The following is a 12,351-nucleotide window of genomic DNA, read 5'->3' on the forward strand; positions in this document are numbered from 1 at the left end:
CGAGCGGTTAACCCGCCCTGCACGGCCGTCCCCGTCCATCACCGTCGACCAACCGTCGAGCGCCTCGCCCTACCGAGAGGTGTTGCGGTAGACGCAGACGGGTCCCCGGTCCTCGTAGCCGCCCGGGCAGGCGGTGACGCAGGCGCCGGCCGCGACCTTCTTCGGCGGCGGGCAGTTGGCGGCGTACTGGGCCTGCGCAGGCCCGGCCACCAGCAGCGCGAGAAGGGTTGCGGCCCGGATGCCGCCCGACCGAATGCGATCAATCCCGCCCCAGCGCCGCGCCATCACGTCCATCCTGCCGTCCGTATTCCCCCCGGAACACAACCGCAGATATTCAATCCTCCGGGCGTTTCATCCGTCGCCGCGGTGCGGCGGCGCACGGTGCGCCGTCAGTCGCTCGACGATCCGCGCGACCGCGGCCTCGGCGGCGGCGAAACCCCGGCCCGTGTCGATGACGAAATCTGCCCGGGCGCGCTTCTCGGCGTCGGGCATCTGCTTGGCCAGGATCGCCGCGAAGGCCGCCTCGGTCATGCCGGGACGCGCGAGCACCCGGTCACGCTGGATCTCGGGCGGGGCGCTCACCACCGCGACCGCGTCGCAGCGGCCCTCGCCGCCGGTCTCGTAGAGGAGCGGAACGTCGAGGACGACCAGCGGCGCCGCCGCGTGCCGCGCCAGGAAGTCCGTGCTGGCCGCCCGGACCAGGGGATGGACGATGGCCTCCAGCGCCGCCATCCGGTCGGGCGCGTCGAGCACCGCGGCGCGCAGCCGCGCCCGGTCGACGCCGCCGTCGTCGCCGAGCACGCCGGGAAAGGCCGCGCCGATCGCCGCGGCGGCCGCGCCGCCCGGCCCGTAGAGGGCGTGGACGGCGGCGTCGGCGTCGTGGACCGGGACGCCGCGCTCCGCGAACATCCGGGCCGTGGCCGACTTGCCCATGCCGATCGAGCCGGTGAGCCCGAGGATGACGGGTCCGGATCCGGCCTTCGGGGTCATCCGGCGAGGTCCGCCACGATCCGGTCGCGCAGCTCGGGGGTGACGGCGGGGCGCGGGCCGAACCACGCCGCGAAGCCCGGCACCGCCTGGTGCAGCAGCATGCCGAGCCCGTCCACGGCGGCGAGCCCCCGCCGCCGCGCCGCCGCCAGGAGCTCGGTCTCCAGGGGCGCGTAGACGATGTCGGCCACGGCCGCGTCCGCCGGCAGGGGCGACAGGTCGACGGCGAGGGGCGGCTGGCCCTTCATGCCCAGGGACGTGGTGTTGACGAGGAGGCCTGTTCCGGGAAGCGCCGCCGGCAGGTCGTCCCAGGCGAGCGCCGCGCCGACGCCCGGCGCGAGGGCCGCCACCGCCTCGGCCCGGGCCGCGGTGCGGTTGGCGACCCAGACGCGCCGCAGGCCGCGCTCGGCGAGCCCGACCACGATCGCCCGCGCCGCGCCGCCGGCGCCGAGCACCAGGGCGGTGCCGCCCGCCCGGTCCGGCCAGGCCGCGCCCAGGCTGTGGTCGAGATGGGCGCAGAAGCCCGGCGCGTCGGTGTTGTCGCCGCGGATCCGCCCGTCCGGCCCGACCACCAGGGTGTTGACCGCGCCGATGGTCTTCGCCCGCGGCGTGAGCGTGTCCACCAGAGCGAAGGCCGCCTCCTTGTGGGGGATGGTGACGTTGCCGCCCCGGTAGCCGGACGCGGGCAGGGCGCGGATGAAGTCCGGAAAGGCCTCCGGGGCCACGTCGAGCCGCTCGTAGGAGCCCGGGATCCCGTGCACGGCGAGCCAGTGGCCGTGGATCAGCGGCGAGCGCGAGTGGGCGATCGGGTGGCCGACCACGAAGGCGCGGGGCTGGGCGCCGCTCACGCCGCGCAATCCTGCGCGAGGCGGCAGGCCGGGCCGCCGGCCTCCTCGACCTGGAGGGTGGCGTGGCCGATGCCGAACCGGTCGCGCAGGCCCTCGGCGGTCTCGGCGAGGAAGCCGTTGCCGGGCTGGCGGTGGGCCTGATGCCCCTCCTGCATCACGAGATGGACCGTCAGGGCGACGCTGGTGGTGCTCATGGGCCAGATATGCAGGTCGTGGAGGCCGGCGACGCCCGGCCGCTCGAGGAGGAAGCCGGTCACCGCGTCCGGGGAGATCTCCGGCGGCACGGCGTCGAGGGACATGGCCACGCTGTCGCGCAGCAGGCCCCAGGTCGCCCAGACCACCAGGGCGGCGATGACGAGGCTGACCGCCGGGTCGAGCCAGGCGAGGCCGGTGAGCTGGATCACGAGGCCCGCCACCACGACCCCGGCCGAGACGGCGGCGTCGGCCACCATGTGGAGGAACGCGCCGCGGACGTTGATGTCGCCCTTGGCGCCGCTGGCGAAGAGCCACGCGGTTAGGCCGTTGACCAGGATTCCCACCGCCGCCACCACCATCACGGTCGTGCCCGCGACGGGCTCCGGGTGGACCAGCCGGACCAGCGCCTCCCAGATCACCGCCCCCATGGCGATGAGCAGGAACACGGCGTTGAACAGGGCGGCCAGGATCGAGGAGCCGCGGTAACCGTAGGTGAAGCGCGCGCTGGCGCGGCGGCGCACCAGGATCGCGGCGATCCAGGCCGCCGCGAGGCCCAGCACGTCCGAGAGGTTGTGGCCGGCATCGGCCACCAGCGACATGGAGTTGCTGAGGTAGCCGTAGGCCGCCTCGATCACCACGAAGGCGGTGTTGAGCACGATGCCGATGGCGAAGGCCGTGCCGAAATCCTTCGGCGCGTGCGCGTGGCCGCCGAGGCCGCCATGGGCATGACCGCCGTGGGAATGCCCCCCGTGGCCGCCGTGCGAATGGTCGTGTCCCGCCAAGGCGGTACTCCCTCAGAAAGCCAGAAGCCCGGCGGCCCGCAGCCGCGCGAGGAGCGGCAGAAGCGGCAGGCCCAGCACGGTGCTGTGATCGCCCGCGACCGATTCGAACAGGTGGATCCCCGGCCCCTCGAGCTGATAGCCGCCGACGCTCGCCCGCACGCGCTCCGCGCCGGCGCAGTCCACATAGGCCGCGATCGCCCTTTCATCGAGGGGGCGCAGGGTCAGCCGCGCGGTCTCCACGAAGGCGTCCTCGACCGCCCCGGCCAGGACCACGGCGGAATGAAGGGCGTGGGTGCGCCCGGACAGACGGGCGAGCTGGGCCCGGGCCGACGCGCCGTCGGCCGGCTTGTGGAACACGGTGCCGTCGAGGTCGAGCACCTGGTCGGCGCCGAGGACGATCCGCCCGGGATAGCGCGCCGCCACCGACTCGGCCTTGGCGCGGGCGAGGTGCAGGGCGAGGTCGGGCGGGGACAGGCCGGCGCTCGCCGCCTCGAGGGCGCGCTCGTCGACGTCCGGGGCGGCGGTCTCGACCGGCAGGGCGGCGCTCTCCAGGAGGAGGCGCCTCGTCGGGCTGGTCGAGGCGAGGAGGAGCGGATCCGGACCGGTCCAGGGCGAGCGGGGCATCGGGCCAGTGTCACGGATCCGGGGATCGGTGCAAGCCGGGCTGCGACGAGCCCCGCCGCCGGGATGGACCGGCCGGCGGGGCTGTCGCGGGGCCGATACGCTACCTGGCGCCCGGATGGAACCTTGGCAGAGGCCGGTTAGGAGACGGTCAACGGCCCGATCGGGCCGGAATCGCGTTTCGTGCCGCCGCGGGACAGGCGTTCCGCACGGCGGGCGCGACCCACGTCCCATCCGCTCCCCGATCCTGAGGGACCGGAGCGCAGGGACGTGACCCAGGCCAGCGCGCGGCTTGCCGCCGTGGCGCTGCCTGGATCGCTCCGCTCGCGGGGACGGCGGCGATGCCCGCGGCCGGGGACGGCCTCAGGTGTTCATCGAGTCGAAGAAGTCGCCGTTGCTCTTGGTCTGGCGCAGCTTGTCGAGCAGGAACTCGATCGCGTCGGTGACGCCCATCGGGTTGAGGATGCGGCGCAGCACGTAGGTCTTCTTGAGCGAATCCGGCGGGACCAGCAGCTCCTCCTTGCGGGTGCCCGAGCGGGTGATGTCGATCGCCGGGAAGATGCGCTTGTCGGAGACCTTGCGGTCCAGGATGATCTCGGAGTTGCCGGTGCCCTTGAACTCCTCGAAGATCACCTCGTCCATGCGCGAGCCGGTGTCGATCAGCGCCGTGGCGATGATCGAGAGCGAGCCGCCCTCCTCGATGTTGCGGGCGGCGCCGAAGAAGCGCTTGGGCCGCTGCAGGGCGTTGGCGTCGACGCCGCCGGTCAGCACCTTGCCGGAGGACGGCACCACGGTGTTGTAGGCGCGGCCGAGGCGCGTGATGGAATCCAGCAGGATCACCACATCGCGCCCGTGCTCCACGAGGCGCTTGGCCTTCTCGATCACCATCTCGGCGACCTGCACGTGGCGGGTGGCCGGCTCGTCGAAGGTCGAGGCGATGACCTCGCCCTTCACCGAGCGCTGCATGTCGGTGACCTCCTCGGGCCGCTCGTCGATGAGCAGCACGATCAGGTAGCACTCGGGGTGGTTGAGGGTGATCGACTGCGCGATGTTCTGCATCAGCACGGTCTTACCCGTGCGCGGCGGCGCCACGATCAGGGCGCGCTGGCCCTTGCCGATCGGCGCCACGATGTCGATGATCCGCGGCGAGAAATCCTTCTTGGTCGGGTTGTCCAGCTCGAGCTTGAACCGCTTCGTCGGGAAGAGCGGCGTCAGGTTGTCGAAGTGGACCTTGTGCTTGATCTTCTCGGGGTTCTCGAAGTTGATCGTGTTGACCTTGAGGAGCGCGAAGTAGCGCTCGCCGTCCTTCGGGCCGCGGATCGGGCCCTCGACGGTGTCGCCGGTCCGCAGGCCGAAGCGGCGGATCTGAGTCGGCGAGATGTAGATGTCGTCCGGGCCGGGCAGGTAGTTCGAGTCGGAGGAGCGCAGGAAGCCGAAGCCGTCCTGCAGCACCTCGACGGTGCCCGAGCCGATGATCTCGACCTCCTTGGCAGCGAGCTGCTTCAGGATCGCGAACATCAGCTCCTGCTTGCGCATGGTCGAGGCGTTCTCGACCTCGACCTCCTCGGCGAAGGCCGTCAGGTCGGTCGGCGTCTTCGACTTGAGGTCCTGGAGCTTGACCTCGCGGACGCCCTCGAGGGCGGCCGGCATGGTGGGGCGATCGGCGGGCACATCGGCGGGCTCCGCGGTCTCGATGTCGTCGGCGAGGGCGTCGGGATTTGGCGTCATGGGGGTATCTTGCAACCGACGGAGTAGGTGGGAGGGCCGGTTCAGTGCCAGGTGCCCGGGGGATGGGCGCCGGAGAGCGGGCCGCGCTGCGGCGAGGGGCCCGGGGTCAGGTTGGCGAAACCGATGAGGCAGGACCCTCGCGGCTCACGGGCGCGCTGCGGCGCAGACCTTGTGATGAGGGCCCCACACAGATAACGCCTTTTTCGCCGGCACTCAAGGGCCTGGGGCGGTCGACCGAGACGCCGGCGGCGCGGTGACGGGCGGGACGACCGGCAGGGTCACCGGCGAGGCCTCGCTTGGGCGCCGTGCCGCGGTTACACAGGCCTCGTCGAGCCGAGCCGGGGCCGGGTTTCGGAACCGGGCCCGCGCGCGGCCGTTCCCCGTCCCGGTGCTGCAGCGCAGCAGACCGTCGAATCGAGAGTTCCCCTGACTGCCATGCGCGACGACGCCACCGGACGCACCCTGACCACGCACGAGCCGCGCCGGATCCCCTGGCTCGACATCGTTTTCGGCTTCGGCCCGATGGTGCCGATCGCCGTCGGCACCGCCGTGGCGTGGTGGCTGAACGGCAAGCCCCTCGACTACCTCGTGGCGCTGTTCACCCTGCTCTACGCCGCCTCGATCCTGCTGTTCCTGGCCGGCGTGCGCCGCGGCGTCAGCTTCCGGACCGAGGGCGGCCCGCAAGTGTCGCAGATCGTGACCATGCTGGTCCTCTACGGCCTCGGCCTGGGTAGCCTGTTCGCGGCGGTGATGGGCAAGGCGGTGCCGGCGCTGGCGATGCTGATCCTCGGCTACGCGGCCATCGGGATCCTCGACCCGATCGCGGCGCGCGCCGGCGAGGTGCCGCTGGCGCATGCCCGCCTGCGGCCGCTGCAGATGCCGATCGCCGTGGTGAGCCTCGCGGCCCTGCTCTGGCTCAAGCTGACGGCACCGTACTGAGTTTTTTGCCGGGCGAACCGCGCCCTGTTCCGGCGCACGGAGGCGCGCAGCACCCGTCCGACGCGGTTCCCGCTTCGACGCTTCGGCTGATGCGCCTCACCCGTCATCACGGGCGGAGCGAAGTGACCCAGGGGTGCGCGACTTCGACAGGCGTGGCGCGGCCCCGGATTGCTTCGCTCCGCTCGCAAGGACGACGGCGCCGTCTCGCGCGGGATGGCCGGGTGCCGGGAGAGCCCGCAAACCGAATTCCCCTTTCGCCCGGCATGCTCTAGAGCCCGGCCGCAGGATCTCCGCCCGCCGGAGACGATCGAAGATTCGATGCGGGACCCGGATTCCGGGACCGCGAGAAGCGAATGCACCCATGTCCAAGCCCGACACCCCGAAGGCCGAGAAGGCCGAGACCCTGAAGCCCCGCCTGCCGCGCGGCTTCGTCGACCGGCGCGCCGGCGAGATCGCCGCGCAGGGCCGGATGCTGGAGACGATCCGCAGGAGCTTCGAGCTCTACGGGTTCGAGGCCCTGGAGACGCCCTTCGTCGAGTACACCGAGGCTCTGGGCAAGTTCCTGCCCGACCTCGACCGCCCGAACGCAGGCGTGTTCTCGTTCCAGGACGACGACGAGGCGTGGCTGTCGCTCCGCTACGACCTGACGGCGCCGCTGGCCCGGTTCGTGGCCGAGAACTACGACGCCCTGCCCAAGCCCTATCGCAGCTACCGGGCCGGCTACGTCTTCCGCAACGAGAAGCCGGGGCCCGGCCGCTTCCGCCAGTTCATGCAGTTCGACGCCGACATCGTCGGCGCCGGCAGCGTGGCGGCCGATGCCGAGACCTGCATGCTGATGGCCGACACGCTGAACCGCCTCGGGCTGGGCGGGCAGTACGTCGTGAAGGTCAACAACCGGAAGGTGCTCGACGGCGTCATGGAGGCGATCGGGCTCGCCGGTCCCGACAAGGCCGGCCAGCGCCTCACCGTGCTGCGGGCGATCGACAAGCTCGACCGGCTCGGCGTTGACGGCGTGCGCGACCTGCTCGGCGCCGGCCGCAAGGACGAGAGCGGCGACTTCACCAAGGGCGCGGGCCTCGACGCGGCGGCGGTCGGCCGGATCCTCGCCTACGTGTCGTTCCAGGCCGATGCCGCGGACGGCGCCGACAAGGTGGCGTTCTGGGAAAAGTTCTTCGGCGGCTGGCACGAGGCGGTCGGCGATTCCGAGACCGGGCGCGAGGGCATCGCCGAGCTGCATGCGATCATGCGCCTCTGCGCCGCCGCCGGCTACGGCCACGACGTGATCCGGGCCGATCCCAGCGTGGTGCGCGGCCTCGAGTACTACACCGGCCCGGTCTACGAGGCCGAGCTGACCTTCCCGGTCACCAACGAGGACGGCCAGACCGTGCGCTTCGGCTCCGTGGCGGGCGGCGGGCGCTACGACGGCCTCGTCGGGCGGTTCCGGGCCGAGCCGGTCCCGGCCACCGGCTTCTCGATCGGCGTCTCGCGGCTGTTCTCGGCCCTGCAGCTCGTGGGCAGCCCCCTGATCGCCGGCGCCGAGGCGCCCGGGCCGGTGGTGGTGCTGGTCCTCGACCGGGAGAACATGGCCGATTACCAGCGGCTCGTCGCACTCCTGCGCGCCGACGGCATCCGGGCCGAGCTCTACCTCGGCGCCGCCGGCATGAAGGCGCAGATGAAGTACGCCGACCGCCGCCGCGCCCCCGTGGCGGTGATCCAGGGCTCGAACGAGCGCCTGGCCGGCGAGGTCCAGATCAAGGACCTGATCGAGGGCGCCCGCGCGGCCGAGTCCATCGCCAGCAACGCCGAGTGGAAGGCCGCGCGGCCGGCGCAGTTCTCGTGTCCCGAGGCCGACCTGGTGGCGCAGGTCCGCGCCGTGCTGGCCCGGCATTTTCCGTCAACGGAGATCTGAGACACGCGCGCATCGAACCGCGCATCGAACGCAGGGGCTCCGGCGGCGTTGTCGTCGGTCGGTGCCGCGGAGATGTCGGGATGCGCGCGAAGATCCTCGTCCTGTCCCTCGGCCTGATCTGCGCCGGCGCGGGACCCGTCTGGGCCGCGCGGCCGATCCTCGACCGGCTGCCCAGCGCCGTCGCGCAGGCCACGCCCGGGACCGGCAGCGCGCCGATCCTGAGCGCCGGGATCGCGGGGGCGCCGGCCCTGACGGTGCTGGCCCGCCGCAAGCCGGCCCGGCGCCCGCGCGGCGCGCGCCTCGGCAGCTTCCGGCCGCTCTGAGCCGGTCACGCCCCTGATCCCGTAACGGAGACGGGTCCCGGCGCGGGATCCACCCGGGACTGCGCAGTCCTGCGCGGCGCGCCGGCCCCACGCTTCCCGGGTGCGTGTCGCCAAGTCCGGTCGCGGTTGCTACAGAGCGCCCGCGAGGTGGATTGCCCCGCGAGGTGGATCGCGATGACACGACCGGAGGCGGGCGAGACGGGGGCGGGGGACGCGGCGCGCGCGCGGCTCTCCGCGCATCTGGCGGCGGCGGGCTACCGGCCCGTGACGCCGCCGGTGCTGCAGCCGCTGGAGCCGTTCCTCGAACTGTCGGGCGAGGATATCCGCCGGCGGATCTTCGTCACCCAGGATGCGGGCGGGGCCGAGCTGTGCCTGCGGCCCGAATTCACCATTCCCGTCTGCCGCCTGCACCGGGCGGAGGCTGACGGGCAGGCGGCCGATTACAGCTATTGCGGCCCGGTCTTCCGGCTCGCCGCCGACGAGCCGGACGAGTTCTTCCAGGCCGGGATCGAGTCGATCGGGCGCACCGACACGCCGGCGGCCGACGCCGAGGTGCTGGGCCTCGCGCTGGAGGGCCTCGCCCTGTTCGGCCGGACCGACCCGGCAGTGCGGCTCGGCGATATGGGCCTGACCGTGGCGCTCCTCGACGGGCTCGCGGTCCCGCCCGCCGCCAAGCGCCGGACGCTCCGGGCGCTGGCCGCCGGGCGCTCGCTGGACGCCGTCACCAACGGCGCCGAGGGCACCCGTCCCGAGGATCCCCACGCGGGCCTGCTCGCGGCGATCCAGGGCCAGGACCCGCGGGGCGTGCGCGCCTTCGTGGAGGACGTGCTGGCGATCGCCGGGATCTCGGCGGTGGGCGGGCGCAGCGCCGGCGAGATCGCCGAGCGCTTCCTCGCCAAGGCCGCCGCGCAGGCCCATGGCGGCGCCGGGCTCAACACCGAGAACCGCGCGCTCCTCGACCGCTACCGGGCGATCGCCGGCCATCCGGACGCCGCCGCCCGCGACCTGCGGGCGCTCGTCGCCGACGCGGGCCTGCGGCACGACGCCCTCGCGGCCGCCCTCGACCTGTTCGAGGAGCGCACCGGCTTCATCGCGGCCCGCGGCCTGCCGATCGAGCGCTTCCGCTTCCAGGGCGGCTTCGCCCGCAACCTCGACTACTACACCGGCTTCATCTTCGAGGTGACCGAGCGGGACGGCCCGACCCTGGTCGGCGGCGGCCGCTACGACGGCCTGCTCGGCCATCTCGGCAGCCCGGCGCCGTTGCCGGCGGTGGGATGCACCTTCTGGATCGAGCGCGTGGCGGGAGCCGGCCGATGAGTGCCTCGGACGCGGCCGCCATGCCGCTGATCCTCGCCGTCCCGTCCAAGGGCCGCCTGCAGGAGAATGCCAGCGCGTTCTTCGGCCGGGCCGGGCTGAAGCTCGCGCAGGGCGCGGGCGCCCGCGACTACCGGGGCAAGCTCATCGGCGTGCCCGACGTCGAGGTGCGCTACCTCTCGGCCTCCGAAATCGCCGCGCAGCTCGCCTCGGGCGCCGCCCATCTCGGCGTCACCGGCGAGGATCTGATCCGCGAGACCCTGCCGGACGTGCGCGACCAGGTCGAGCTGCTGACGCCGCTCGGCTTCGGCAACGCCACCGTGGTGGTGGCCGTGCCCCAGGCCTGGATCGACGTGCGCGACATGTCCGACCTCGACGAGGTCGCGGCCGGCATGCGGACCCGCCACGGCCGGCGCCTGCGGGTCGCCACCAAGTACGTGAACCTGACCCGCCGGTTCTTCGCCGAGAAGGGCGTCGCCGATTACCGGATCGTCGAGAGCCTGGGCGCCACCGAGGGGGCGCCGGCGGCGGGCTCGGCCGAGATCGTGGTCGACATCACCACCACGGGGGCGACGCTCTCGGCCAACGCCCTGAAGGTGCTGGACGACGGCATCATCCTGCGCTCGGAGGCGAACCTCGTCGCCTCGCTGAAGGCCCCCTGGGGCGAGGGCCAGCGGGCCGCGCTCCGCACGGTGCTCGGCCGCATCGCCGCCGAGGAGCGCGCCCGGACCACCCGCGAGGTGCGCGCCGCCCTGCCGGAGAGCGGTACGATCGACCTCGCCACGATCGCGGGCCTGCACGAGGCCGAATTGCCCTACGGCGCGCCGCGGGGGCCGGAGAGCGAGATCGTCCTGCGCTGCCGGGAGGCCGCGGTGTTCGAGCTCGCCGGCGCCCTGGTCGAGGCCGGCGCGCGGGCCGTCACGGTGCGGCGGGTCGACTACGCCTTCGCGGCCGAGAACCCGCTGGCGGAGCGGCTCCTGGCGCGGCTCTGAGACCGCCGCGCGATGGAGCCGAGATGGAGCTGAAATGGCTCGAGGACTTCCTGAGCCTCGCGCGCACCGGCAGCTTCTCGCGCTCGGCGATCGAGCGCCACGTCACCCAGCCGGCCTTCGGCCGCCGCATCCGGGCGCTCGAGGGCTGGCTCGGCGTCGCGCTGGTCGACCGCAGCACCTACCCGACGGCCCTGACGCCGGAGGGCCGGCTGTTCCTGGAGACCGCCGAGGAGACCGTGCGGCGGCTCCACGGCAGCCGCGACGCGCTCCGCGCCCGGATCCGGCCGCCGCCGCGGACCGTTTCGGTGGCGGCGCTCCACACCCTGGCGCTGACCGTCTTCCCGGGCTGGTTCCGCGACGTCGAGGCCCGCACCGGGCCGCTCGGCAGCCGGCTCCTGCCGGACGATTTCCACGCCTGCGTGCAGGCGCTGGCCGAGGGCGGCTACGACCTGCTGCTGACCTACCACCATCCCCTGGTGCCGATCCCCCTCGACCCGGCCGCCTTCCCGCACTTGTCCATCGGCCGGGACAGCCTCGTGCCGGTGCACCGGCCGGGGCCGGCCGCGGGCCGGCCCGGGCTCGGCTATCCCCGGGACTCGTTCCTGGGCCGGGTCGCGGCGCTCGCCGGTGACGGGGCGGCGGCCGCCCACGTCAACGAGAACGCCATGGCGGAGGCCCTGAAGTTCATGGTCCTCGCGGGCCACGGCCGCGCGTGGCTGCCCGAGAGCCTCGTCGCCCGCGAGCTCGCCGACGGCAGCCTCGTGGCGGCCGGGCCGGGCACGCCGCTGGAGATCCGGCTCTACCGCAGGGCCGGGCGCGGCGGCGCGGTCGCGGCGGTCTGGGCCGCGGCCGCCGCCCTGGCGGCCGAACTCTAGGAACCGATGCCAGATCGGCATGGCCGGTGCCGACACGGCATTGGATTCCCGCCCCGCCGCGGCCCATCACGGCGGCCGCGACGGTCGGAGGCGGCGATGCTCGGTGTACTCGGCGGGATGGGCCCGATGGCCACGGTTGATTTCCTGGCCAAGCTCGTGCGGGCGACGCCCGCGGGGCGCGATCAGGACCACATCCCGACCCTGGTCTGCTCGGCCGTCGACATCCCCGACCGCGCCGACGCGATCCTGGGCACCGGCCCGGACCCGCTGCCGGCGCTCCGCGCCGCCCTGGCGCGCCTCGAGGCCGGCGGCGCCACCCGGATCGCGATCCCCTGCAACACCGCCCATCACTGGCACGCGGCGCTGCAGGCCGCGACCGCCCTGCCGATCCTCCACATCGTCGACGCGGTGGCCAAGACCCTGGCCGAGACCCTGGCCGAGACCCTGGCGCGGACCGGGAGCGGCGGCCGGATCGGCCTGCTCGCCACCGACGGCACCCTGCGGTCCGGGCTCTACCCGGAGCGGCTGGCGCGGCACGGGCTCGCGTGCCGCGCGCCCGATGAGGCGGGTCAGGCCGCGGTGTCGGCGGCGATCCGGCTGGTGAAGGCGGACCGGGTGGCCGAGGCGACGCCGCTCCTGGAGGCGCAGGTCCGGGCGCTGGCCGAGGCCGGCTGCGACCGGGTGGTGATGGCCTGCACGGAGATCCCGCTCGCGCTCGCCGGGAGCGACCCGTCGGGCCTGCTGGTCGACGCCACCGAGGCGCTGGCGCGCGCCTGCGTGGCGGCGTGCCGGCCGGATTGCCGCGTCGACGCCGCGGCCCTGCCGCGCGCGGCCTGAG

General features: G+C 73.8%; 13 protein-coding genes. 7 read left to right on the forward strand and 6 right to left on the reverse strand.

From position 1 onward, the window contains the following. Nucleotides 1-69: 69 nt before the first annotated feature. From ABIC30_RS21730 to rho, 6 genes are all read right to left on the reverse strand, one after another. Nucleotides 70-285 carry a hypothetical protein gene (locus tag ABIC30_RS21730; RefSeq protein WP_042672386.1) on the reverse strand — a complete coding sequence of 72 codons (216 nt, stop codon included), beginning with the start codon at nucleotides 283-285 and terminating at the stop codon, nucleotides 70-72. Between the two features lie 66 nt (nucleotides 286-351). Next, nucleotides 352-990 (reverse strand): dephospho-CoA kinase, encoded by a 639-nt coding sequence (gene coaE / locus ABIC30_RS21735; protein WP_020094061.1) that lies wholly within the window; start codon nucleotides 988-990, stop codon nucleotides 352-354. Further along, nucleotides 987-1,835, reverse strand: coding sequence for a shikimate dehydrogenase (locus tag ABIC30_RS21740; RefSeq protein ID WP_020094060.1), 849 nt, complete (start codon nucleotides 1,833-1,835; stop codon nucleotides 987-989). Before ABIC30_RS21740 ends, coaE begins: the two co-directional genes overlap by 4 nt. Next, entirely contained in the window at nucleotides 1,832-2,812 is a 981-nt protein-coding gene (locus ABIC30_RS21745) for a cation diffusion facilitator family transporter (RefSeq protein ID WP_020094059.1), read from the reverse strand. Before ABIC30_RS21745 ends, ABIC30_RS21740 begins: the two co-directional genes overlap by 4 nt. 12 nt (nucleotides 2,813-2,824) lie before the next feature. Then, entirely contained in the window at nucleotides 2,825-3,436 is a 612-nt protein-coding gene (locus ABIC30_RS21750) for a Maf family protein (RefSeq protein ID WP_020094058.1), read from the reverse strand. 360 nt (nucleotides 3,437-3,796) lie between these two features. Continuing rightward, nucleotides 3,797-5,161, reverse strand: a complete 1,365-nt coding sequence (gene rho / locus ABIC30_RS21755) for a transcription termination factor Rho (protein ID WP_020094057.1) — start codon at nucleotides 5,159-5,161, stop codon at nucleotides 3,797-3,799. 435 nt (nucleotides 5,162-5,596) lie between these two features. Here rho and ABIC30_RS21760 point away from each other — a divergent pair, with 435 nt between their 5' ends. The 7 genes from ABIC30_RS21760 to cuyB all read left to right on the forward strand — a co-directional run bounded on the left by ABIC30_RS21760 (nucleotide 5,597) and on the right by cuyB (nucleotide 12,350). Then, nucleotides 5,597-6,100 (forward strand): DUF3429 domain-containing protein, encoded by a 504-nt coding sequence (locus ABIC30_RS21760; protein ID WP_020094056.1) that lies wholly within the window; start codon nucleotides 5,597-5,599, stop codon nucleotides 6,098-6,100. 361 nt (nucleotides 6,101-6,461) lie between these two features. Next, a complete protein-coding gene (gene hisS / locus ABIC30_RS21765) occupies nucleotides 6,462-8,009 on the forward strand; it encodes a histidine--tRNA ligase (protein WP_020094055.1) in 1,548 nt (515 codons plus the stop codon). 80 nt (nucleotides 8,010-8,089) lie between these two features. Beyond that, nucleotides 8,090-8,332 carry a hypothetical protein gene (locus tag ABIC30_RS21770; RefSeq protein WP_020094054.1) on the forward strand — a complete coding sequence of 81 codons (243 nt, stop codon included), beginning with the start codon at nucleotides 8,090-8,092 and terminating at the stop codon, nucleotides 8,330-8,332. A 174-nt stretch (nucleotides 8,333-8,506) separates the two neighbouring features. Beyond that, nucleotides 8,507-9,649, forward strand: coding sequence for an ATP phosphoribosyltransferase regulatory subunit (locus ABIC30_RS21775; RefSeq protein ID WP_020094053.1), 1,143 nt, complete (start codon nucleotides 8,507-8,509; stop codon nucleotides 9,647-9,649). Continuing rightward, entirely contained in the window at nucleotides 9,646-10,638 is a 993-nt protein-coding gene (hisG, locus tag ABIC30_RS21780; protein WP_020094052.1) for an ATP phosphoribosyltransferase, read from the forward strand. The genes ABIC30_RS21775 and hisG overlap by 4 nt, the downstream gene beginning before the upstream one ends. A gap of 23 nt (nucleotides 10,639-10,661) precedes the next feature. Further along, nucleotides 10,662-11,513, forward strand: a complete 852-nt coding sequence (locus tag ABIC30_RS21785; RefSeq protein WP_020094051.1) for a LysR family transcriptional regulator — start codon at nucleotides 10,662-10,664, stop codon at nucleotides 11,511-11,513. A gap of 96 nt (nucleotides 11,514-11,609) precedes the next feature. Further along, nucleotides 11,610-12,350: a cysteate racemase gene (cuyB, locus tag ABIC30_RS21790; protein ID WP_020094050.1), complete on the forward strand. Its 741-nt coding sequence runs from the start codon at nucleotides 11,610-11,612 to the stop codon at nucleotides 12,348-12,350. Nucleotide 12,351 lies beyond the last annotated feature (1 nt).

It is taken from the genome of Methylobacterium sp. 1030, assembly GCF_040544715.1.
Taxonomy (GTDB): domain Bacteria; phylum Pseudomonadota; class Alphaproteobacteria; order Rhizobiales; family Beijerinckiaceae; genus Methylobacterium.

What these genes read in the sequence shown, in the direction of transcription:
- hisG (WP_020094052.1), top strand. Translation starts at nt 9,646, where the DNA reads ATGAGTGCCTCGGACGCGGCCGCCATGCCGCTGATCCTCGCCGTCCCG.
- ABIC30_RS21770 (WP_020094054.1), top strand. Translation starts at nt 8,090, where the DNA reads ATGCGCGCGAAGATCCTCGTCCTGTCCCTCGGCCTGATCTGCGCCGGC.
- hisS (WP_020094055.1), top strand. Translation starts at nt 6,462, where the DNA reads ATGTCCAAGCCCGACACCCCGAAGGCCGAGAAGGCCGAGACCCTGAAG.
- ABIC30_RS21730 (WP_042672386.1), bottom strand. Translation starts at nt 285, where the DNA reads ATGGCGCGGCGCTGGGGCGGGATTGATCGCATTCGGTCGGGCGGCATC.
- coaE (WP_020094061.1), bottom strand. Translation starts at nt 990, where the DNA reads ATGACCCCGAAGGCCGGATCCGGACCCGTCATCCTCGGGCTCACCGGC.
- ABIC30_RS21750 (WP_020094058.1), bottom strand. Translation starts at nt 3,436, where the DNA reads ATGCCCCGCTCGCCCTGGACCGGTCCGGATCCGCTCCTCCTCGCCTCG.
- ABIC30_RS21785 (WP_020094051.1), top strand. Translation starts at nt 10,662, where the DNA reads ATGGAGCTGAAATGGCTCGAGGACTTCCTGAGCCTCGCGCGCACCGGC.
- ABIC30_RS21775 (WP_020094053.1), top strand. Translation starts at nt 8,507, where the DNA reads ATGACACGACCGGAGGCGGGCGAGACGGGGGCGGGGGACGCGGCGCGC.
- rho (WP_020094057.1), bottom strand. Translation starts at nt 5,161, where the DNA reads ATGACGCCAAATCCCGACGCCCTCGCCGACGACATCGAGACCGCGGAG.
- cuyB (WP_020094050.1), top strand. Translation starts at nt 11,610, where the DNA reads ATGCTCGGTGTACTCGGCGGGATGGGCCCGATGGCCACGGTTGATTTC.
- ABIC30_RS21760 (WP_020094056.1), top strand. Translation starts at nt 5,597, where the DNA reads ATGCGCGACGACGCCACCGGACGCACCCTGACCACGCACGAGCCGCGC.